Raw genomic sequence first — 21,891 nt, 5'->3', positions numbered from 1 at the left:
AGATTTCCCGGTTGGCCTTGACTTGGAGGGTTGTGCTATTTGGTTTCAAAATTGGTTGCGCCATCCCATTCCGGATCAAAAGGCAACAGCCTCATAGAGGCTACACGCTCCGCATACAGCCGGTAAAGGAACTTTTTGCCATTTATCCGATGTAAATTGAGCAATTGCACATCGCATTGATCCCAATCCTGCGCGCGATAAGCTTTTAACGCCATTCCCCAGGTTTTCAGCTCAGCCGCAATGTCCTTGTCGATCTGGTCTACCGGCACCAACGGCCAGAAAATGGAAACCGCCTGATCTTTGCCCTTCACGCGAACCTTGTCGAGTTCCTGCCATGCAAAATCATTCGCCTGCTTTCGGGTTGACTCGCTGACCACGATATCCACTCCGTAGGTTTTTGAGAGCCCCTCCAGACGCGAACCCAGATTCACGGAATCGCCAATCACGGTGTAACTGCGGCGGATATCCGAACCCATGTCACCCACACACATCGTGCCCGTATTGACACCGATACCTATGCCAATCTCGGGTAAACCCTTGATCTTGTGTTCCTCGTTGATCTTCTTGACTGCATTCGACATCTCAAGTGCCGTTTTGACTGCAAGACCAGCATGATCTGGCGTGTCGACAGGGGCCCCCCAAAAAGCCATCACGCAGTCACCCATGTATTTGTCAATGGTGCCGCGATTGCTGCGAATCAGGTCTGTCAGCCGGCTGAAAACACTGTTTAGCAAAGCCTGTAGTTGGGTAGGCTCCATCGACTCCGACATTTTGGTGAACCCGCGCATGTCGCAAAACATGACCGTCAGCTCCTTGGTCGTTGCCTTCATGCTGTAGCTGTCGGGATCTTTCACCATCTCGTCAACCAGTTCGGGGGGTACATAGGTGCCGAACAGATGGGCCAACTCACGCTTGGATCGGCTTTCCACGAAATATCCATAACTCATGTTCAACGCAAATGCGGTCAAAGCCATAACCAGCGCACTGGCCAACGGCAGCACAAGACCGTAACCAGAATAAAGCCAGAAATTCAAGCCGGCTATGGCGGCAATCACCGCCAAGCTGACCAGCACCGCACGGGAAGCCGAAAGCAGGGGCAGTGCAAAGGCCAGCGTCAGCCCCGAAAAAAGCAGGATGACCACCTCAAATCCGATGGCGTAGTCCGGCTTGACGAATACCTTCCCGTCAAGGAAACCGGAGATGACATTGGCATGCGTTTCCACCCCCGGATAGGTTTCCCCTACCGGAGTCACTCTCAAATCGAGCAGGCCGGGCGCTGTGGTGCCGACCAGGATGATCTTATCCTTGAGCGTGCCAGGCGCAAGGCGTTTGGCCAGGACATCCGCTGCGGAGATATACCGAAACGAGCCGCCGTTCGCACCACCATTACCCCTGAAGGGCACCAAAGTGGCTACGCGATCATCGACCGGAATCGCCAGGGTTTTGTTGCCTTGCTTAAGCAGAATGCTTTCCAGCCCTTGATAGTTCCGGGTCAGGAATTTTTCCTGCGGAAAACCAGGCTCGACCTTGGGCAAACCCGCAAGCATGCGAAACATGGCGAGCGCCAATGACTCGTAGTACTGCCCCTTGAACTCCGCCAGCAAGGGAATAGAGCGCACCACACCGTCGCCCTCGGTAATGGAGTTGAAGAAACCTCCCAAAGGGGCCGCTTTGGCCAACAACTCAATGTTGGCCCCGTATCCGTTCCAGCTGGTGAATTTGATAGGACGGCCACCAAGCGCATCGCTGCCCATAACCGGTGGCGGCAAAACGCCATTGACCCGGCCATCCCTGTCGCTGGTGAAGTAATACCCCATCACGACGGGGCGTTTTTCGATCGCTTTCGCGAAAATCGCGTCGTAATCCAGGCTGGTCTGCAGCTGGCTGAGTTTTTCCGAGAAACCCGGTTGATCTTTCAGCTCCGCCTGTGCAAGCTGCTTGAGCCGCTTTAGACCCGAGCTTTCGTCGGCTTCGGCAAATACGACATCAAACCCCAACAGCGCCGTTTTTTGACGATCCTGCAGCTCTTCGACCAGCTCCGCCAACCTGTTACGGCCCCAAGGCCACCGCCCCACCTCCGCAAGGCTCTTCTCATCGATGTCAACGATAACAATGCGTTCGTCCAGTGTATGCGGCATGGTCGCGCGCAGGCGTGCATCGTAGATGATGTCGTCCAACCTTTGCAGAACACCAATGCGAGCGACCCCGCTGGCATGCATCAATGCAAACACCAGCGGAATCAACGTGACGGCGATACGAGGCCAGTGCCGGAAGAGGAGTCTCATGCGACCTCGTTTGAAGGGTGCTTGCGGTCCGCTTGGTGCGAGACCTCTCAACACCAATGTCAGTGTTGGACGAACTGCATTTGCGTTCCGGCCAGCTCAAGCATGTCCCCATTTTTCAGGACAACCGGCTCAGCCCCGATGGGAGCTCCGTTAAGCGTGGGCTTGCCAGTGCCCTCTACATGGGCAACGACAAAACCCTGCGGCCGCTTGGTAATGGCGGCAACTGCGACCCCGGGCTTTCCGATGGTTGTGACTACCTTCACCAATGCCACTTCACGGCCAGCTGCAGCACCTGACATCACTTTAATCGCCGCCGTGAGGCCCGTACCACCGGCTTCAGTTGATGCCGCTGGCGAACCTGTCGGCGCCGGAGGCACAAGACCGGCAGAGCCAGCCTTGATAATCATGGTTTTCTCAAAGCCTGCGGGTGCAGCTTCGTTGACGTACTTGATTTTGTACTTGCCAATTTCAACGGTATCGCTATTTTGCAGCAGCAGCTTTTTAACGGCCTTCCCGTTGACATAGGTGCCATTGGTGCTGTTGAGATCCTCTAGATAGACCTCGTTGCCGGTCATTTGCAAAACGGCATGCTCCCCGCTGACAGCTAGGTTGTCGATGACAATGTCGTTGTAGGGCCTACGGCCCAAAGAAGTCCGGTCTTTCGTCAACTGGACTTCCTTGATCACAACGCCGTCAATAGAGACGATCATTTTCGGCATGGCCGACTCCTGTCTGTTTGTAATATTTCAGTCATCGCTATTTTCCCAGCATTCTGGACAAAAGGCCGCGCTTGGTCGAGTCTTCTTTCGCGTATGCCAACAGTACGGAAATATTATCGCGTCCACCAGCCTCATTCGCCGCAACAATCAGCTGTTTCGCTTTTTGCTCCAAGGTCCCTGCGCCTGTAAGGATAGCCGCAATGCCCGGATCCGCAACCATGTCCGAGAGCCCATCCGAACACATCAGATAAAGGTCCCCCGCGTCCACACGATGCTCATTGACCTCAACCAGCACCGTGTCTTCGACGCCCAAGGCGCGTGTGACCAAGTTCTTGTTCAGGGAAGTCAGTGCCTGCTCGGGAGTTATCAGCCCGGCGTCAATTTGTTCTTGCAGCAGCGAGTGGTCTTTGGTGATTTGCTGCAGCTCCTGGCCGCGCAGACGATAGCAACGGGAATCGCCAATATGACCCAGCATCAGTCGCCCGTCCTGGAACACCCCCACCACCAGCGTGGTACCCATACCCGCGTACTGGGGGTTGGAGTTCGCCGCGTTGAAGATCGAATGATTGGCATTTTCCACGCAGATTTCTAAAGCCCGACGCACTTCCTTGGCATTGGCATGCCTGCCCGCCTGGGAAAGCCAACGGCCCATTTCCGACTTGATGAAAGCGGCAGCCATGCCGCTTGCAATTTCGCCTGCGTTATAGCCACCCATTCCGTCCGCCAGGATGCAAAGCCGCGTCGCAGCATCAAAAGCAACCGCATCCTCGTTGTTGTCCCTCGTCAACCCCGGGTCGGTATGTGTACAAATCTCGTAGTTCATCTTGTTCGTGTGATCACTGGGTGTCGGTATCGGCAGCAGGTGCTTTGGAAACCACGGTTTTCTCAAATGTCTGCGTGCCGTCGACATTCACGGCCTGGGTCGCATCATAGGTCTTCGGGCCAGCAGCTGGTACAGTCGCTGATTGCACGACCGTGGCGTCAAATTGGGCTGCTGGCGCACCCTGTTGAGGCGCAAACGATGGGGCCGGTGCAGTACCTTCCATTGCGGCAATGACAGCGCGCAGATCTGTCGCCAATCGATCACCATCCTGATACCGCAACTCCGGCTTCTTGGCCAGAGACAGCGCAACAATCTCGGCCAGTCGCGCCGGCAGCTCTTTACGGATGATACGGATATCGGGGGCTTCTTCGTTCGCGATCTTGTACATCAGTTCGGCCATGGAATCGCCACGGAATGGCAACACGCCAGCCAGCATCTGAAACAGCATGACACCCAGCGAGTACAAGTCCGAGCGCCCGTCGACTTTTTTACCTGCAATCTGCTCCGGCGACATGAAGCTGGGCGTCCCCAATACAAGACCGGTCTTTGTTTTGCTTGAATCCGTAATGCGAGCGATGCCGAAGTCGGTCACCTTCACCGTATCGCTTTCGATTTCATACATGATGTTGGCCGGTTTGATGTCCCGGTGCACCACATTCTGCTTGTGTGCGTAAGCCAGGGCTTCAGCCACCCGTGCCACGATGGACAGGACCTTCGGGACCGGCAACAAATGGCCGTCCTTGGTGACATCTGCCAGATCCTTGCCCTTCAGAAACTCCATGGCAATGAATGCCAGGTCGTGTTCTTCACCCGCATCAAAAATCGTGACAATGTTCTGGTGCTGCAGCCGGCCAGCGGTCTCGGCTTCCCTGAAGAAGCGCTCCCGCGCATCGTCAAGCTCCTCGCCCTCGAACTCCTGACTCAAAGCCATAGTCTTGATGGCGACGACACGGCCAATCTTTGGGTCCTTGCCGAGGTACACCACGCCCATGGCGCCCTTGCCCAATTCCTTTTCGACTTGATAGCGACCCAACATGGGCTTTTCAACACCCCCACCGTCAAGGAGCATGGTCCCGCCCGGGTGCGCGCCGCCACCGCCCAAAATGACGGTTTCCGACAGGTTTTTGGCCCGATTAAGCTTGGACTGCAGGTCTTTGTGGTTCTTGTTGTAGGTGGCCATGTACTCGTACACGGCTTGAGCTTTGTTGAACTGGCGCTTGCGCTCGAAATCCAGCGCTAGGTTGTTCATGTTGTCCATCAGTGCGTCAGTGAAAGGTACGCGGCGAAAACGATCAAACGCCATGTCGAGCTGGCCTTGACCTTGCAGCGCCAGACCCATCATGCGATTGGTCTCGGCCGATTCCTCGTCGGACTTGAGCTTGCCAGCCTCGGTCATGAGGAAGCGCTTGGTCGTCAACGCCAGGTGGCCGATCACCAGCAGGGCTGCGGGAAAGACAAACTTGAGCCAGGTCGCGGCCGCCGACAGCAAGCCGAACTCAACCACCAGCAACACCAGGAACAGTGCCAACGTGATGACCGCAGCCTTACCAGCGGAGAGGCGAGGCAACCCGGCGATAAGGTAAGCCGCAACCACGAGCAGAACAGCCAACGTAGCCCAGACACCCCAAGTCGGCTGGACAATGAAGTGTTCACTCAGGATGCTGGAAGTGATGTGCGCAATGGTCTCTGCCGGTGACAGCCCCGGACCGGCCGGCGTCGTGAAGAGGCTACCCACGCCCTGCGCCGTGGCGCCGATCACCACAATCTTGTCCGCATATTTGGTGGCAGGGATTTTGCCAGTCAGCACGTCATAGAAGGAGTCAACTGCAAAAGCAGGCTTGCCGCCGCTGCCTTTATAAAACTGCGGCAACATCAGGGCCGACTCGTCGGTGCGCACTCGGAGCTTGCCGATTTGCACCGACTCCCCCACGTTGAGCTTGATATCAGAGGTGTTGAGGTTGAGGCTTTTTGCGGCAGCCAGCAGCGCCATAGAGGGCACACCCTTGCCGTAATAATTGACAAGCAGCGGCTCCTGGCGAACTGCCCCATCAACGGGATCCTGTATCTGGTTCAGGTGGCCTATACCGGCGGCGGCATTGCCTATGGCTTCAATCGGCTGGGTGCCGCGTATTGCCGCAATGGAAAAGCCGTTGCTCTCGTCAATCGCGCTTTTGAGCGCGTAGGCCGGCAGCGGATTGTCTGGCCTGCCCTGCGGCTCGCCAAGAGTAAACACCGAGGGCACAAGCACATTGCCGGCATTGACCATACTGGCAGCCAGCTTGGCATCGCTATCCAGCGCCACCTCGGCATCCGCAATCACCTTGCTCAATTGCTCGCCAATACCAGTTTGCGCGACAGCAGGATCGCCGAGGACCTCTTTCATCTTGCGGATAAAAGCGAGACCTCGGTCGGTTTGAGGCTCAAAGAAAAAAGCCGTGTGGACGACTGTCTTGGTCTTGGCGGCTGTCAACTGGTCTATCAGCTTCGCATGGACGTCCCGGGGCCAGGGCCAACGGCCTATATTCGCGATGCTTTGGTCGTCAATCGCAATAACCGCTATACGGTCTGAGGGCTGACGATTGCTGCTGGTGCTCGCATAGTCATAGTAACGGCGCTCAAGTGTGCCGAAAAAATCGGTCAGGCCATGCAAAAAAAGGACGGCCAGCACCACCAGAACGCCCACAAACCAGTCGGCCCGCCAGAACTGACTCAATTTCCTAGATGTTTTGGCCACTTCCCGTCCCTTGTCCTGATTCGCTATGCATAGCCCCAGCCATTTTTGTAATTGCTTTGTACTATCGGTCCTCCGGCAGCAAATTTCGTGCGCCGGATATCACCCGCCGACTGTTTCGGCAGGTTACAAGTCTCCTGACAATGGACATTAACAGACGGGGTGCGGCTGGACAAGCGACTTCTGCACCGCAAGCGTGCCGACTGTTGCAAATAAGTGGTTTTCTGGTATGCGCGGCGCGCATCCGGTCCGCAGCAGGTGGCGAACGCTAAGAAACGACCCTAACCGCCAAAGGGGCTGCGGCGGCCGGGCCGTACGCCGGTTCAGGCGGAAGGCGCCTTTGTCTGCTGCCGTTTGGTCAGGTAGGTGCCCAGTGCCACCACGAGCACGGCACCCACAATCCCACCGGCAGTCACCGTATGGTCGCTAACGGCACCAAAATAGCTCACTACCGCAGGATCCGTCAGCAACATCTCACCCGCCAGGAAGCCCAAAAGAGCTGCACCGATGGTAATGATGATGGGGAAGCGCTCCATGACCTTGGTCAACAAGGTGGCGCCGAAAATAATCAGCGGGATGCTCACCAGAAGACCCAGTACCAGCAACGGGAGGTTGCCCTTGGCGGCTGCTGCGACTGCCAGAACGTTGTCCAGGCTCATTACCAGATCGGCAATCAGGATAGTGCGAATCGCAGCCATCATGCCGTTGATTTCGTGGCCTTCGCCGTCTTCATCTTCTTCGCCTTTGAGCAGGTCCACGCCAATGTAGACCAGCAGTACGGCACCGATCATCTTCAGGTATGGCAAGCTCAACAGCTGAATGGCCACAATGGTCAGCACGATACGCATCACGATCGCGGCGGCGCTGCCCCAGAAGATCGCCTTGCCGCGCTGCTCGGGTTTGAGTGTGCGCGCAGCCATGGCAATTACCACGGCGTTATCCCCAGACAGCACGATGTTGGCAAGAAGGATGGAGCCGAAAGCGCTCCAGAAGAGGGGGGACGCGAGGTCCAGTCCGAAAAACATGGCAGCTCCTGTTATGAATTAAAAAAGCGCTGGGAAGCGCTTTTTTGTTTTGGAGAGTCTAAGCCGCAATAGGCCAATCCCGATTGGTATTACTGCTTACCTGCTTGACCGTGGTCAAGTTTTCAAATCACTTTTTTGTGGTGGCGCCTTACAGCAGCGCTTTGAGCAGTTTGGCCATTTCCGAAGGATTGCGCGTCACGGTGAAACCGCAGGCTTCCATGATGGCAAGTTTGGCATCGGCCGTGTCGGCGCCGCCGGAGATCAGCGCGCCCGCATGGCCCATCCGCTTGCCGGCAGGGGCAGTCACACCAGCAATGAAGCCAACGATCGGTTTTTTCATGTTGGCCTTGCACCACTGGGCGGCTTCGGCCTCATCGGGACCGCCGATTTCGCCGATCATGATGACGGCGTCAGTGTCCGGATCGTCATTGAAGGCTTTCATCACGTCAATGTGCTTGAGGCCATTGATCGGGTCGCCGCCGATACCGACTGCACTCGATTGGCCCAGGCCGATTTCGGTCAATTGCGCCACAGCTTCATAGGTCAGCGTGCCGGAGCGGCTGACTACGCCGATACGGCCCTTGCGGTGGATATGTCCTGGCATGATGCCGATCTTGATTTCTTCAGGCGTGATCAGACCGGGGCAATTGGGGCCCAGCAGCAGGGTTTTCTTGCCGCCGGCAGCTTCCTTGGCTTTCATGCGGTTGCGCACTTCCAGCATGTCCTTGACCGGAATGCCTTCGGTGATGCAGATCGCCAGGTCCAGGTTGGCTTCAACAGCCTCCCAGATGGCGGCGGCAGCGCCTGCAGGGGGCACATAGATGACCGACACGGTTGCGCCGGTCGCCTTGGCGGCTTCGGTCACGTTGGCAAAAATCGGGATGCCTTCGAAGTCTTCGCCGGCTTTCTTGGGATTCACACCGGCCACAAAAGCTTCTTTGCCGTTCGCGTAGTCGCGGCACATGCGGGTGTGGAATTGACCGGTTTTGCCGGTGATGCCCTGGGTGATGACTTTGGTGTTTTTGTTGATGTAGATGGACATGTTCTTGGCTCCGGGCTTTTATTTGACAGCGGCGACGATTTTGGTCGCGGCTTCGGCCATGGTGTCTGCGGCGATGATGGGAAGGCCAGAATCGGCCAGCATCTTCTTGCCCAGGTCTTCGTTGGTGCCCTTCATGCGCACGACCAGTGGAACCGAAAGGTTCACGGCCTTGCAGGCGGTGATCACGCCGTCGGCGATGGTGTCGCACTTCATGATGCCGCCGAAGATGTTGACCAGGATGCCTTTGACATCAGGGTTCTTCAGCATGATCTTGAAGGCTTCGGTGACTTTTTCAGCTGTTGCGCCGCCGCCCACATCCAGGAAGTTGGCTGGCTCGCCACCGAAAAGTTTAATGGTGTCCATGGTCGCCATGGCCAGGCCTGCGCCGTTGACCAGGCAGCCGATGTTGCCGTCCAGGCTGATGTAAGCGAGGTCGAACTTGCTGGCTTCGACTTCGGCCGGGTCTTCTTCGTCCAGGTCGCGATAGGCCACGATTTCGGGATGGCGGAACAGCGCGTTGGCATCGAAGTTGAACTTCGCATCCAGGGCCATGACTTCACCCTTGCTGTTGCGGTTCAGGGGGTTGATTTCAACCAGCGACGCGTCGGTCTCCATATAGCACTTGTAGAGCTTTTTCAGGATGTCGACGGTCTGCGCCACGGAGTCGGCAGGCATGCCGATGCCGGCGGCGATTTGCTTCGCCTGGGCGTCCGTCATGCCGACCAGCGGATCGACAAACACCTTGATGATTTTTTCAGGGTTGGAATGAGCCACCTCTTCGATGTCCATGCCGCCTTCGCTGGAGGCGATGAAGGCCACCTTTTGCGACTCACGGTCGGTCACGGCCGAAACGTAGTATTCCTTTTGGATGTCGGCGCCGTCTTCAATATAGAGGCGGCGGACTTTCTGGCCTTCTGGGCCGGTCTGGTGCGTTTTCAGCTGCATGCCGAGGATTTCGCCGGCAATGCGCTTGACGTCGTCGATGGTTTTGGCAACCTTCACGCCGCCGCCCTTGCCGCGGCCGCCCGCGTGGATCTGGGCCTTGACCACCCACACCGGGCCACCTAGCTTCTGGGCGGCTTCCACCGCCTCCTGCACCGTGAAGGCCGGGATGCCGCGCGGCACTGGCACACCAAAATTGCGCAAGATTTCCTTGCCCTGGTACTCGTGAATTTTCATGAAAGACCTTCAGAATTCAGTAAAAGAGGGGGGTGCAACAGGGATTTGGGCAGAGGAATGGGGTGTCGGAAACAGGCCACACCGGCCCAAAAAACCACGTCGGCGGTCACTGCAGGCAGCAACGCAGAACTGTATCATGGTGCGACGCACAACTCTTGTGCCCGCCTTACACCCCGAAAAGGGCCGAAATTGACCTCTGGGGCGGCCAGCCGCCCACTTTGTTTTGTACCTGGAAGCCCATGCCTAAAGTATTTATTGACGGCGAAGCCGGCACCACGGGCCTGCAAATCCGCGAGCGGCTGCAAGCCATGCCGCAGATCGAACTCGTCAGCATCGCGCCCGAGCTGCGCAAGGACGCGGCCGCCAAGCGCGCCCTGATGGCGCAGGTGGATATGGTGATCCTGTGCCTGCACGACGACGCGGCACGCGAATCGGTCGCCATGATTGACAGCTTGACCGGCAAAAAGCCCAAAATCATTGACGCCTCCACGGCTCACCGCACCGTGTCCGGCTGGGTTTACGGCTTTCCCGAACTGACCCAGACCCAGCGCGCCGCCGTAGCCGCTGCCGACCGCGTGGGCAACCCCGGCTGCTACGCCACCGGTGCGATCGCGCTGATCCGTCCGCTGGTTGACGCCGGCATGATCCCGGCCGACTTCCCGCTGAGCCTTCCCGCTGTGAGCGGTTACTCCGGCGGCGGCCGGCAGATGATTGAAGACTACGAAGCCGGCACCGCTCCCCTGTTTGAACTTTACGGCCTGGGCCTGAAACACAAACACCTGCCCGAAATCATGAAATACACAGGGCTCACACGCCGGCCGGTGTTCATTCCGTCGGTAGGCAACTTCAAGCAGGGCATGCTGGTGCAATTGCCGCTGCACCTTGACTTGCTGCCCGGCAAACCAACCGGGGCGCAGTTGCAGGACGTACTGGCCAAACACTATGCCGGCAGCGAATGGGTAACCGCGGAGGCCGCGCCCGAGTCAGGCAAGCTGGATGCGCTGGCGCTGAACGACACCAACAAGATGGAGTTGCGCGTGTTTGCCAATGAAGAGTACCGCCATGCGGTGCTGGTGGCGCGGCTGGACAACCTGGGCAAGGGCGCATCCGGCGCTGCAGTCCAAAACCTGAAGCTGATGCTGGGTCTCTAATCGTCCGGACCAGACAACCAAACTCCTTGCCTCCCAAAGTTGAAGCTCAGCCTTCCATTTTGATGTGTTCAAGCGCCTTTGGCAATTCACTGCCGACTTTCTTTACTACTTCTTCCCAACAACGGCTCTCGCCTTGGCGGAATAGGCGCGCCGTGGGGTACCAGGGGCTGTCGTCCCGTTCAAGCATCCAGCGCCAATCTGGCCGATAAGGCAGCATGAGCCACAGCGGTTTTCCCATCGCGCCAACCAGATGGGCGACGCTGGTGTCGACGCTGATGACAAGGTCCACGCAATCAGCCAGAGCAACTGTGTCTTCAAAGGTTTTCAGCGCGTCACCTGCAAAGAAGATGCCGGCCGACTCGACCAGCTCTTGGTCAGCCTCACGCACCTCTTTTTGCAGGCACACCAGCTGGCAGGACTGCGGCAAAGCGTCCAGCAGCGTCGCCAGCGGCATCGACCTGTTCGCATCATTCTGATGTGTCGCGCTACCTGACCAGACCAAGCCCAGCCTTGGGCCGCGCTCTGTGCTGAGCTTTCGCAACTCTCCTTCCCATCCTGTCTTCAGGGCAGGAATGCTTCGCAAGTAGGGAATGGCCGCCGGAATGCTGGTCAGGTCGGTTTCAAACGCGAACGGTAGGCTGAACAATGGGCAGTGAAAGTCAAAATCCCCAGGCAATTGCCCGCGGCCCACAAGAATGCAGTCATCCTTGAAGTCCGCGCAGAGCGGCTCTATCGAAGCCGGGACCGATAAAAATACTTTCGCGCCTCTGGTGGCAATCAAAGGGATGTAGCGCAGCAACTGTATGGTGTCGCCCAAGCCTTGTTCACCATACAGGAAAATGCTTTTACCAATAAGCGACTCGCCGGTCCAAATAGGCTTGCCGAAATTGGGCCTAGGCGGACGCGGACCAAGCGCGCTGGCAAACCACCGCCATTCGTATTCAGGCCAGCCTTGGCGCAGGTCGCCAAGCAGCAAATGGGCAACGGCCTTGTTCCAGTGGAGATTGGCATGGTCGCCCTCCGCCGCGAGACCGCGATCAGCAACCGTCACCACTTCAGCACAGCGACCCAGATTCAGCAGGGTGCAGCCCATGTTGTACAGAACGTGCGTATTTTGCGGCTGCAGGCTAACGGCGCGTTCATGAAAAGCCATGGCCTGATCAAGCCGACCCAACCGGTCGCAGGCCGCACCGGCATTCGACAGCGCGTCCGCATGCTGGGGCTGCAATGCGATCACCTGCTCGTAACTTTGCAAGGCTAACGCATGCTTGCCCTGTGCAGCCTGAATCGCCGCTTTGCCGTCGAGCGCCGGAACATTCCCGGGATGTTCAGCCAGAATGGCATCGATCAGGGCAAGGGCTTCGTCATGGCGGGCCAAACCGTTCAGCGCGCACGCTTTCTGGATGCCGAAGCCATGGGGTGCTCCGTTTTTCATCTGCCCGTCCGCCACCGTGATGACCTCCTGCCAGCGCTGCAAGTCAAGCAACAGCTTGACCTGGTTGGCTGCCGCATCTACAAAGGCCGGATTGATACGCAGGACCTGCTGGTAGCTATCCAGCGCCGCATCCACCTGGTGCAAATTTTCCTGCACGCGGGCCAGCTCAAACCAGGCCAAATCAAAATCAGGCTTCAAAGTCAGAGCCGCTCGGAAACTGCGGACCGCGTCTTCAACCAACGTCTGGCGCATCTGCACCTGTCCCATCAGGAAATGGGCATCCAGAAGACCGCCGTCCAACGCGAGGGCCTGCCTGAAGCTAGCGCTGGCCTCAGGCAGTTCGCCCAGTTCCATCAGGCCATAACCCAGGTTGACATGGGCCAAGCCATCGTTCGGTGTCATGGCAACCACCTGGCGATAGCAGTCGGTGGCCTCGGAAATCCTGCCTTGTGCCAACAATTCGTTGCCACGTGAGCGCAATGACTGGGCATCTTCGTCCGGGACAATCGGTCCGGCAGATACAGCGCTTTTATTGCGTGCCAGTAGGGTGCGGATACTCTGGAAAATGGCTGACTCCTGAAAGTTTTTCACATTCCCAGGCCAGACTTTGGGAGGAAGGGCCACTGCAGCCTGGATCTCAATACCCTTCCTTGTCGGGATTTTTGAGGACCCACGATGCAACCTCCAGTGTAAAACCTCTTCCCGCCAGAAATCGGATTTGCCGGGCATGTTCTGCGGGGTTGGCCGGGGCTGTGCCAAACTTTCGCTGCCAGATGTCTCGCGCCCGTTCGCGCTCGGTGGCCTTAAGCTGCCCAACCGCCTCCCGTATGGCCGTCACGTCCAGTCCTTTGGCCTGCAGCTCCTGCTGGATACGCGAGGCGCCCAGCTTGCGGGAACGCCGGTTGATGACCGAATCGATGACACGCTCTTCGCTGATGAAATCCTTGAGCTCAAGGTCGTCGAGCACCGCCTTCAGCTGGCCCGGCGTTTCTTCATGCGGAGCCAGCTTGCGTTCAAGTTCGGCGCGTGAATGTTCGCGCGCGGCAAGGTAACGCAATGCGCGGCCCTTGAGGGAAAGGCCAAAACCCGCACGGCGGGCGGGTTTGGCGGGGGAGCTGTCTGCCGGGTTTTCCATGTCAAAGGACCCAGCCAGATTGAAATGCAAGCGCTACTCTTTTGATAGCTGCTTGCGCCCATTCTGATTGGTATGTCGCCTTATTTGGCATTCAAAAGACAGGCTCAGGCGGCTACTTTGGCGGGTTTTTCGGCTTTCTCGGCCTTGGGCGCCTTTTCAGCCGGTGCTGGCTCGGTGCCGGCCGCGGCTTGCACCAGCGGAATACCCAGCGATTCGCGCACCTTGTTTTCGATCTCGATGGCGAGTTCGGGGTTTTCTTTCAGGAACTCACGCGAGTTGTCGCGCCCCTGGCCAATTTTTTCGCCGTTGAAGGCATACCAGGCGCCGGCTTTTTCGACGATGTGGCCGGCCACACCCAGGTCCAGCACCTCGCCCAGCCGGCTGATGCCCTCGCCGTAGAGGATGTCGAACTCCGCCGTCTTGAATGGCGAGGCCACCTTGTTCTTGACCACCTTCACCCGGGTTTCGTTGCCGATCACCTCTTCGCCTTTCTTGATGGAGCCGATGCGGCGAATGTCCAGCCGCACCGAGGCGTAGAACTTCAGCGCATTGCCGCCGGTGGTGGTTTCGGGCGAACCGAACATCACGCCGATCTTCATGCGAATCTGGTTGATGAAGATGACCATGCAGTTGGCCTTCTTGATGGTGGCGGTGAGCTTGCGCAGCGCCTGGCTCATCAGGCGGGCCTGCAGGCCGGGCAGCGAGTCGCCCATTTCGCCTTCAAGCTCGGCCTTGGGCGTGAGCGCCGCCACCGAGTCGACCACGATCAGGTCGACCGCGCCGGAGCGGGTCAGCGAATCAACGATTTCAAGCGCCTGCTCGCCGGTGTCGGGCTGGCTGATCAGCAGGTCTTGCAAATTGACGCCCAGCTTTTGCGCGTACTGGATGTCCAGCGCGTGCTCGGCATCCACAAAGGCGCAGGTGCCGCCCAGTTTTTGCATTTCGGCGATGACCTGCAGGGTCAGCGTGGTTTTGCCCGACGATTCAGGGCCGTAGATTTCAACCACACGGCCGCGCGGCAGGCCGCCGACGCCCAGGGCGATGTCCAGGCCCAGGGAGCCGGTGGAAACGACCTGGATGTCTTCGATGACCTCGCCGTCGCCCAGCTTCATGATGGTGCCTTTGCCGAACTGCTTTTCGATCTGGGCCAGCGCGGCCTGCAGGGCTTTGGCCTTCTCGGTGTTCAGGGCGGCGCTTTGTACAGGGTTTTGGGCGGGGTTCAGTTTGCTGGTCAGTTCCATGAAAAACTCCTTGAAAATCAATGATGTAAAACTTTTTCTCTAATTTCCGGCCTCTGCTTTTAATCACAGCGCTGGATGCATGACCAGTACTTTATGGGCGCCATAGAAATAAGTAAACCCTATTTTTAGTCAGTTTGCCTGATCAATTGAGATACCATGATTTCATGCCTGAAGCAGTCAGTCCACCTCACATTTCCAGCCCCTTTGGTGCCACCGAAGCCGGCTGGCGGCAGACCCACCTGGGCCGCCTGATGGGCCATGCGCTGCGCCGCTTCGACGAGCGCGTGCTGTCGCTGATGGCCAGCAGCATCGAGGTGCCGCTGGCGCTCTCCAACCTGGCCGCACGCGACCAGGTCGGTGCCGCGCACATCCACATCACTCGCCACCTGGCGGTCGGCGGCTCGCGCCTGACGGACCTGGCGCAAAGCGCGGGCATGAGCAAGCAGGCCATGGGCGACCTCGTCGACCAATGCGAAGCCTGGGGTTTGGTGACGCGCCAGCCCGACCCGCACGACAAACGCGCCCGCCAGGTGGTGTTCACCGAATCGGGCCTGCTCTGGCTGGAAGCCTTTCACAGAGCGGTTCGGCAAGCCGAGGATGAGTTTCGCCAGGCTGTGGGGCATGATGTAGCTACGGTGGTCGCGCTGGGACTCGAGGCCTACGCAGCAGCCTGATCCCAACCGACGTCAGCAAACCTCTGGCGACAAAAGCCTAAAATTTGCCGAACAAGTAAAACTGGCCCACAGCTCCCGTAATGCGGACCACTCCCCGGAGACAACCATGCGTATCCTGATTGCCGAAGATGACCAGGTCCTGGCAGACGGCCTGCTGCGCACTTTGCGCGCCTCCGGTGCGGCAGCCGACCACGTGGCCAGCGGCACCGAAGCCGACGCCGCGCTGCTCACCAACACAGAATTCGATCTGCTGATCCTGGATCTGGGCCTGCCGCGCATGCACGGGCTGGAAGTGCTCAAGCGCCTGCGCGCCCGCGGCTCGGCCATGCCGGTGCTGATCCTGACCGCCGCCGACAGCGTGGAAGAACGCGTCAAGGGCCTGGACTACGGCGCCGACGACTACATGGCCAAACCGTTTTCACTGCAGGAACTCGAAGCCCGTGTGCGCGCGCTGATCCGCCGCGGCATGGGCGGCGCCAGCAGCACCATCAAGCACGGCCCGCTGGTGTACGACCAGGCCGGACGCGTGGCCACCATCGACGGCCAGATGCTGGAGCTGTCGGCGCGCGAACTCGGCTTGCTCGAAGTGCTGCTGCAGCGGGCCGGCCGCCTCGTCAGCAAGGACCAGCTGGTGGAACGCCTCTGCGAATGGGGCGAAGAAGTCAGCAACAACGCGATCGAGGTGTACATCCACCGGCTGCGCAAGAAGATTGAAAAAGGCCCGGTGCGCATCGCGACCGTGCGCGGGCTCGGTTACTGCCTCGAAAAAATACCAAATTGATGAGCCCCCACGGTTGCTCACTGCGTGTAGCGCCCTGCCCCCCGAGGGGGCCGCTGCGCCTGCGGCCCGGCAAAGCCGGTTCCGCGGCCCCTGCTGGCATGAAGAGCATGCGCGCCGGACGGACGTCCCGCACGCTTCTTGACCTGTGGCTCTGAGACTCTTCCAGCGCGAGCGCCGAAGCCTCTTCGGCGAGATCCTCGACTGGATGCTCACGCCGCTGCTGCTGCTATGGCCGATCAGCCTGGCGCTGACCTGGCTGGTGGCGCAGAACATTGCAGGCAAGCCATTTGACCGTGCGCTTGAATACAACGTGCAGGCACTGGCCAAGCTGGTGGCGGTCAAAAACAACCAGGTGCAATTCAACCTGACGGCGCCGGCGCGCGAGATCCTGCGCGCCGATGACACCGATCTGGTCTATTACCAGGTTGTGGGCACGCAAGGCGAACTGCTCAGCGGCGAACACGACCTGCCCCTGCCGCCCGATGAAGACAAGCCCACCAACGGCGAGGTGCGGCTGCGCGAAGACCTGATCCAGGGCGAGGATGTCCGCGTGGCCTATACCTGGCTCAAGGTCGAGGTCAAAGCCCCGGCGCCGACAGGCAAGGCGGCTGCACCGCGCAGCGACAAGAGCGCGGGTGCACCCGAAGCCGTGTCCGCCCAGATGGTGCTGGTGCAAGTGGCCGAAACGCTGGAAAAGCGCAAGACGCTGGCCACTGAAATCGTCAAGGGCACCATGGTGCCGCAGTTCGTAACGCTACCGCTGGCCGTACTGCTGGTGTGGCTGGCACTGGTGCGCGGCATCAAGCCGCTGGCCCAGCTTGAAAAGCGCATCCGCGCACGCAAGTCCGACGACATGAGCCCGCTCGATGAAACCGCGGTGCCAGAAGAGGTAGCACCGCTGGTGTCCTCCATCAACGATTTGCTGAGCCGGCTCAAGGTGTCGCTGACCACGCAGAAACGCTTTCTCGCCGATGCCGCGCATCAGTTGAAGACACCGCTGGCGGGCCTGCGCATGCAGGCCGACCTGGCGCAGCGCGAAACCGATGCCGACGAACTCAAAAAATCGCTCAAGCACATCGGCCGTGCCAGCATACGTGCCACCCACACCGTCAACCAGCTGCTGGCGCTGGCACGCGCCGAAACCACAGGCCGCAGCCTCGCCAAGCTGCACATCGACCTGGTGCATATCGTCTCGGAAGTGATGGCCGACTCGGTGCCTCGCGCCCTTGAAAAACAGATCGACCTCGGCTACGACGGGCCCGCCGCCGGCGAGCAGGCGACGCAGCTGGAAGGCAACCCGACCCTGCTCAAGGAGCTGGTGCGCAACCTGCTGGACAACGCCATCAACTACACGCCCGAAAAAGGACAGGTCACGCTGCGGCTCATGACCGACCGCTTCAGCGGCGTACTGGTGCTGCTGGTGGAAGACTCCGGGCCGGGCATCCTGGAGTCCGAGCGCGAGCTGGTGTTCCAGCCGTTCTACCGGACGCTGGGCACCAACGTCGACGGCTCCGGCCTGGGCCTGGCCATCGTGCTGGAAATCGCCAAGCAGCATGGCGCCACCATCACCATTGAAGATGCGGCCCTGCCGGGCCACCCGCAAACGCCCGGTACCCGCGTCACCGTGCGTTTTGTCGGGATGGATTTACCTGACGGTCAGTAGCGGCAGCGGCAGCACCTGCACCCATGCACTTTCCCGGGAATTTTTAAGCAAATGAGCCTGCAATCCATACAGAACTTGCGCAAGCAGCTCCTGAAATGATAGCGAATCAGGGTTTGGCAGGCGGCCACTTGTCGTAAAGCTTCGCACCGATGCGCTCGCCCCACAGCTCGATTTGCGCAGGCGTTCCGGCATGCGGCTGGTTGGCGCTGTCGCCGCGCACATAACCCAGCGCCACGCAGGCGCCGGCCAGCGGGCTCCAGCCGACCGACGAAATTTCGCCCACCATTTGCCCGTCCATCACAATCGCCTCGCCGCCCCAGGCAAAGGCATCCGGCGTGTCAAACACCAGCGTGACCAGTTTCTTGCGCAGCGCCAGCCCCTGTGAATTGAGCAACGCGGCCTTGCCGATAAAGTCAGCCGGCTTGTCGAGCCTGACGCTGAAGGCCAACCCCGCCTCCCACGGCGTTTCGTCCGGGCCGAGCTCTGCGCCCCAGGCGCGCCGGCCTTGCTCAATACGCAGCGCATCCAGCGCGTAGTAGCCTGCATCACGAATACCGAGCGCCTTGCCGGCCTCCATCAGTGCCAGGTACACATGGCGCGCCATTTCGATCGGCGTGTAGAGCTCAAAGCCCGGCCCGCCCACATAGCTCATGCGGGCGGCGCGCACGCGGGCAAAGCCCACGTCAATCTCTTTCGTCCATGAGAACTTCAGCGCCTCGGGCGACAGGTCGTCCGGGCTAACGAGCGCCAGCAGCTCGCGCGCCTTCGGCCCCATCACCGACAGCACCGAGTACATCGTCGACACATCGGTCAACACGGCATGTTCCGCTTCGCCGATACGCCGCGTGATCCAGTCGAAGTCCCTTACCGTTTGCGCAGATCCGGTGATGATGAGGAATTGGTTCGCGGCTTGCCTCATCACGGTCAAGTCACTTTCAAAACCGCCGCGCTCATTGAGCATGGCGGTGTAGACCATCTTGCCGACAGACACGTCCATCTCGTTGGCGCACAGGCGCTGCAGCACGGCCAGCGCATCGCGGCCCTGCAACAGGTATTTGGAGAACGAGGTCTGGTCGTAAAGGGCAACGGTTTCGCGCGTGGCTTTTTGCTCCTCAATCATCCACGGGAGCCAGGCCGGTTTGTCGAGGGAGTATTCCGGGCGCGCCTGGCCCTCCGGCCTGAAATAGCTTGCACGCTCCCAGCCATTCTTGCCGCCGAACTCCGCGCCTCTGGCGGCCAGGATGTCGTACAGCGGTGAGGTACGCAACGGCCGCGCCGTTTCCAGTTCCTGACGCGGCCAGCGCATGGCGTAGTGCAGGCCCAGCGTCTCGCCGGTGCGCTCGGCCAGTGCCTTGCGGTTGCCGGTAAAGCTGCCGAAGCGGCGGATGTCCACGTCCCATAAATCGGTGCTGGGCTCCCCACCCACAATCCATTCGGCCATGAGCCGGCCCGCGCCGCCGCTGTTGGCAATGCCGGCCGAATTGAAGCCCGCGCAGACAAAGTAGTTTCGCAATTCGGGCGCTTCACCCAGGATGAAGTTGCCGTCCGGCGTGAAGCTTTCGGGGCCGTTGAGCAGCATCTTGACTTCGGCCGTCTCCAGGCACGGGGTGCGGTGCAGCGCGGCGGTCATCAGCGGTTCGAACTGGTCCCAGTCTTCGTCCAGCAATTCGAACTGGAAGGTCGCCGGAATCGGGTCCATCTTCCAGGGCTTGGCCTGGGGCTCAAAGCCGCCCATCACCAGGCCGCCGACTTCTTCCTTGTAGTAGATGTAGCCGTCTGGGTCGCGCATGACCGGCAGCATGGGGTGCACACCCGGAATCTTGCCGGTGACGATGTAGAAATGCTCAGCCGAATACAGTGGCACATTCACGCCCGCCAGCTTGCCGAACTGGCGCGCCCATTGGCCGGCGCAATTGACGAGGACTTCGCAGCGCACGTCGCCTTGCGCGGTCTTCACGCCCACGGCCTTGCCGTTTTCAATGATGACGCCGGTCACCTCAATGCCTTCAACCATCTTCACGCCGCGGTTGCGCGCGCCCTTGGCCAGCGACATGCAAAGGTCCGCCGGATTGGCCTTGCCGTCACCCGGCAGCCAGATCGCGCCCTGCAGGTCATCGATGCGCATGATCGGGTATTTCTCGCCAGCTTCCTGCGGCGAGATCTCATGGCACTCCACGCCAAAGCTGTTGGCCATGGCGACCTGCTTTTTGAGCACCTTCATGCGCTCGGGCGTGCGCGCCACGTTGACGCTGCCGCATTGTTTCCACCCGGTGGCCAGGCCCGTTTCAGCCTCCAGCGAGGCATACAGCTCAATGCCGTACTTGCTCATCTGCGTCATGTTGCGGTTGGGCCGCATCTGGCCGACCAGGCCGGCCGCGTGCCAGGTGGTGCCGCTGGTGAGTTTGCCTTGCTCGAGCAGCAGCACGTCGGTTTTGCCCATTTTGGCCAGGTGGTAGGCCACAGAACAGCCAACGATGCCGCCACCCACAATCACGATCTCTGCATGCTTGGGAAGCGTCGTGGCAGTCATGGTTCAGGCCTCACATCAAAGGAAATATGTGCAGAACTAAGCTAACCGTATAGCCATGACACCTGCGACGATGGCGCAGGTGCCGATGAGTCGGCGCAGGGTAAAAACTTCTTTCAGCAGCCAGCAACCCAGCAGCACCGCGAACAGCACCGAGGTTTCGCGCAGCGCCGCCACCGTAGCCACGGGCGCGCGCGTCATGGCCCACAGCGCGATTCCGTAGGAGCCCAACGATGCCAGCGCACCGCCGGTGGCCACCGGCCAGCGATGCAGCGCATAGTGGCCCATGGCGCGCCCCCGCCGCGCCATCATCAGCAGGCCGAATGGCCAGCCATCAAACAGGAAGAGAGCCCCAACGTATTGCAAGGCGTTGCCTGAAGCGCGGACACCCAGCCCATCGACCACGGTATAGATGGCAATGATGACGGCGTTGGCCAGCGCAAAACCGACAGCCTTGGGCGCATGCAGAGCGTGGCGGCTCAGGCCCAGCACCAGCACACCGCAGCAAATACCCAGGATGCCTGCCCAGGCCAGCGGCGTGAGCGTTTCACCCAGGGTGAAACTGGCCGACAGCGCCACCAGCAGCGGCGCTACGCCGCGCATCAGCGGGTAAGTCAGGCCCAGGTCTCCATGCTGGTAGGCGCGCGTGGTGGCAATGTAGTAGCCGATGTGAATCAGTACCGACGCCCCGATGAATGGCCAGGCCTCAGCCCGCGGCCAGCCAACCAGCAGCACCAGCGGCAACGCCAGCACAGAGCCAATGAGGTGAATGACCGCCATGTCCAGCGCCTTGTCGGCACTGGACTTCACCAGGGCATTCCAGCCTGCATGCAGCAGCGCGCCAAACAGCACGGCACCCAGCACCGGCCAGGTCAGGGCCAGGATTTCAGGCGGCAAGCGAGGGCTCTGCGGCGGGAAGGGTGCAGCGCCTGGCCCGTGCCAGGTAGTGCGCCAGTGGCGGCGTGGCCTTGTGCGCATCTTTCGCGAGATCGTCCCAGAGGCGCAGCTTCACCGCATCCCCGGCACCGGGCTGCGCGATGAAGCGCGCCGCTTCTTCAGCTGAAAAGATGCCGCCCTGCAGCTGCAGGCTGCGTTTGGAATCCGCTGAAAGGCTGGAATGGTAACCACGCCGCGCCGCGCACAGATAGCGCTTGGCATCCACATGCAGCTTGATGGCGTCCAGCACCTCGTCGGGGAAAAGACCCCGCAAAAAAGGCAGTGCTCGGTACTGGTGAACGTCATCCACACCACGCAGCGACGGTGTCTCACCCAGGTCGTGCAACAAGTGCCCCAGGTCATGCAACAGTGCCGCGGTCACCAGCGCATCGCTCGCGCCTTCGGCTTCGCCGAGCGCCGCAGTCTGTAACGCGTGCTGGAGTTGCGTCACGGGTTCGCCGCTGTATTGCTCGCCGCCGCGCTCTTTGAAGAGTTGTTCGATGTCGTCAAAGTTCAGCACGTGAATTCCTTACACAGTACGCAT

General features: G+C 59.8%; 17 protein-coding genes. 4 read left to right on the top strand and 13 right to left on the bottom strand.

The window, feature by feature from the left end:
- Window positions 1-35: 35 nt before the first annotated feature.
- The 7 genes from AC1DWQ_RS16385 to sucC form a co-directional block, all read right to left on the bottom strand.
- Window positions 36-2,285 (bottom strand): CHASE2 domain-containing protein, encoded by a 2,250-nt coding sequence (locus AC1DWQ_RS16385; RefSeq protein ID WP_477670595.1) that lies wholly within the window; start codon window positions 2,283-2,285, stop codon window positions 36-38.
- Between the two features lie 59 nt (window positions 2,286-2,344).
- A complete protein-coding gene (locus AC1DWQ_RS16380) occupies window positions 2,345-3,004 on the bottom strand; it encodes an FHA domain-containing protein (protein ID WP_477670594.1) in 660 nt (219 codons plus the stop codon).
- Window positions 3,005-3,041: 37 nt separating this feature from the next.
- Window positions 3,042-3,827: a Stp1/IreP family PP2C-type Ser/Thr phosphatase gene (locus AC1DWQ_RS16375; protein WP_457282073.1), complete on the bottom strand. Its 786-nt coding sequence runs from the start codon at window positions 3,825-3,827 to the stop codon at window positions 3,042-3,044.
- 13 nt (window positions 3,828-3,840) lie between these two features.
- Entirely contained in the window at window positions 3,841-6,561 is a 2,721-nt protein-coding gene (locus AC1DWQ_RS16370; RefSeq protein ID WP_477670593.1) for a CHASE2 domain-containing serine/threonine-protein kinase, read from the bottom strand.
- Between the two features lie 320 nt (window positions 6,562-6,881).
- Entirely contained in the window at window positions 6,882-7,583 is a 702-nt protein-coding gene (locus AC1DWQ_RS16365) for a TerC family protein (protein ID WP_477670592.1), read from the bottom strand.
- Between the two features lie 148 nt (window positions 7,584-7,731).
- A complete protein-coding gene (gene sucD, locus AC1DWQ_RS16360; protein ID WP_457282070.1) occupies window positions 7,732-8,625 on the bottom strand; it encodes a succinate--CoA ligase subunit alpha in 894 nt (297 codons plus the stop codon).
- A gap of 18 nt (window positions 8,626-8,643) precedes the next feature.
- On the bottom strand, window positions 8,644-9,804 hold the full coding sequence (gene sucC / locus AC1DWQ_RS16355) for an ADP-forming succinate--CoA ligase subunit beta (RefSeq protein ID WP_477670591.1): 1,161 nt from the start codon (window positions 9,802-9,804) through the stop codon (window positions 8,644-8,646).
- Between the two features lie 239 nt (window positions 9,805-10,043).
- Here sucC and argC point away from each other — a divergent pair, with 239 nt between their 5' ends.
- Window positions 10,044-10,955: an N-acetyl-gamma-glutamyl-phosphate reductase gene (gene argC, locus AC1DWQ_RS16350; RefSeq protein ID WP_477670590.1), complete on the top strand. Its 912-nt coding sequence runs from the start codon at window positions 10,044-10,046 to the stop codon at window positions 10,953-10,955.
- Window positions 10,956-11,001: 46 nt separating this feature from the next.
- Here argC and AC1DWQ_RS16345 read toward each other — a convergent pair whose 3' ends face one another.
- The 3 genes from AC1DWQ_RS16345 to recA form a co-directional block, all read right to left on the bottom strand.
- Complete coding sequence (locus tag AC1DWQ_RS16345) at window positions 11,002-12,981, bottom strand: tetratricopeptide repeat protein (RefSeq protein ID WP_477670589.1); 1,980 nt, start codon at window positions 12,979-12,981, stop codon at window positions 11,002-11,004.
- Between the two features lie 46 nt (window positions 12,982-13,027).
- Window positions 13,028-13,555 (bottom strand): recombination regulator RecX, encoded by a 528-nt coding sequence (gene recX, locus AC1DWQ_RS16340; protein WP_477670588.1) that lies wholly within the window; start codon window positions 13,553-13,555, stop codon window positions 13,028-13,030.
- Between the two features lie 74 nt (window positions 13,556-13,629).
- Window positions 13,630-14,766, bottom strand: coding sequence for a recombinase RecA (gene recA, locus AC1DWQ_RS16335; RefSeq protein ID WP_457282065.1), 1,137 nt, complete (start codon window positions 14,764-14,766; stop codon window positions 13,630-13,632).
- A gap of 164 nt (window positions 14,767-14,930) precedes the next feature.
- Here recA and AC1DWQ_RS16330 point away from each other — a divergent pair, with 164 nt between their 5' ends.
- The 3 genes from AC1DWQ_RS16330 (at window position 14,931) to AC1DWQ_RS16320 (ending at window position 17,884) form a co-directional block, all read left to right on the top strand.
- On the top strand, window positions 14,931-15,440 hold the full coding sequence (locus tag AC1DWQ_RS16330) for a MarR family winged helix-turn-helix transcriptional regulator (RefSeq protein ID WP_477670587.1): 510 nt from the start codon (window positions 14,931-14,933) through the stop codon (window positions 15,438-15,440).
- A gap of 106 nt (window positions 15,441-15,546) precedes the next feature.
- Window positions 15,547-16,221, top strand: coding sequence for a response regulator (locus AC1DWQ_RS16325; protein ID WP_477670586.1), 675 nt, complete (start codon window positions 15,547-15,549; stop codon window positions 16,219-16,221).
- A gap of 151 nt (window positions 16,222-16,372) precedes the next feature.
- Window positions 16,373-17,884 (top strand): sensor histidine kinase N-terminal domain-containing protein, encoded by a 1,512-nt coding sequence (locus AC1DWQ_RS16320; protein ID WP_477670748.1) that lies wholly within the window; start codon window positions 16,373-16,375, stop codon window positions 17,882-17,884.
- 106 nt (window positions 17,885-17,990) lie between these two features.
- Here the strand turns inward: AC1DWQ_RS16320 and AC1DWQ_RS16315 are convergent, their stop codons facing one another.
- Genes AC1DWQ_RS16315 through AC1DWQ_RS16305 form a run of 3 tightly spaced genes read right to left on the bottom strand, consistent with a single transcriptional unit; the run spans window position 17,991 to window position 21,867 of the window.
- The gene (locus AC1DWQ_RS16315) at window positions 17,991-20,414 is read right to left on the bottom strand and encodes a GcvT family protein (protein ID WP_477670585.1); all 2,424 of its coding nucleotides are present in this window, start codon (window positions 20,412-20,414) and stop codon (window positions 17,991-17,993) included.
- A 36-nt stretch (window positions 20,415-20,450) separates the two neighbouring features.
- Complete coding sequence (locus AC1DWQ_RS16310; protein WP_477670584.1) at window positions 20,451-21,308, bottom strand: EamA family transporter; 858 nt, start codon at window positions 21,306-21,308, stop codon at window positions 20,451-20,453.
- Window positions 21,298-21,867 carry a phosphonate degradation HD-domain oxygenase gene (locus AC1DWQ_RS16305; RefSeq protein WP_477670583.1) on the bottom strand — a complete coding sequence of 190 codons (570 nt, stop codon included), beginning with the start codon at window positions 21,865-21,867 and terminating at the stop codon, window positions 21,298-21,300. Before AC1DWQ_RS16305 ends, AC1DWQ_RS16310 begins: the two co-directional genes overlap by 11 nt.
- Window positions 21,868-21,891: the final 24 nt, after the last annotated feature.

The organism is Polaromonas sp. P2_G11, assembly GCF_056403595.1.
The sequence above is the reverse complement of the archived record's forward strand: the minus strand, read 5'-3'. Positions and strand labels throughout refer to the sequence as shown.

What these genes read in the sequence shown, in the direction of transcription:
- AC1DWQ_RS16385 (WP_477670595.1), bottom strand. Translation starts at nt 2,285, where the DNA reads ATGAGACTCCTCTTCCGGCACTGGCCTCGTATCGCCGTCACGTTGATT.
- AC1DWQ_RS16365 (WP_477670592.1), bottom strand. Translation starts at nt 7,583, where the DNA reads ATGTTTTTCGGACTGGACCTCGCGTCCCCCCTCTTCTGGAGCGCTTTC.
- sucC (WP_477670591.1), bottom strand. Translation starts at nt 9,804, where the DNA reads ATGAAAATTCACGAGTACCAGGGCAAGGAAATCTTGCGCAATTTTGGT.
- recA (WP_457282065.1), bottom strand. Translation starts at nt 14,766, where the DNA reads ATGGAACTGACCAGCAAACTGAACCCCGCCCAAAACCCTGTACAAAGC.
- AC1DWQ_RS16330 (WP_477670587.1), top strand. Translation starts at nt 14,931, where the DNA reads ATGCCTGAAGCAGTCAGTCCACCTCACATTTCCAGCCCCTTTGGTGCC.
- sucD (WP_457282070.1), bottom strand. Translation starts at nt 8,625, where the DNA reads ATGTCCATCTACATCAACAAAAACACCAAAGTCATCACCCAGGGCATC.
- AC1DWQ_RS16375 (WP_457282073.1), bottom strand. Translation starts at nt 3,827, where the DNA reads ATGAACTACGAGATTTGTACACATACCGACCCGGGGTTGACGAGGGAC.
- AC1DWQ_RS16325 (WP_477670586.1), top strand. Translation starts at nt 15,547, where the DNA reads ATGCGTATCCTGATTGCCGAAGATGACCAGGTCCTGGCAGACGGCCTG.
- argC (WP_477670590.1), top strand. Translation starts at nt 10,044, where the DNA reads ATGCCTAAAGTATTTATTGACGGCGAAGCCGGCACCACGGGCCTGCAA.
- AC1DWQ_RS16380 (WP_477670594.1), bottom strand. Translation starts at nt 3,004, where the DNA reads ATGCCGAAAATGATCGTCTCTATTGACGGCGTTGTGATCAAGGAAGTC.
- AC1DWQ_RS16315 (WP_477670585.1), bottom strand. Translation starts at nt 20,414, where the DNA reads ATGACTGCCACGACGCTTCCCAAGCATGCAGAGATCGTGATTGTGGGT.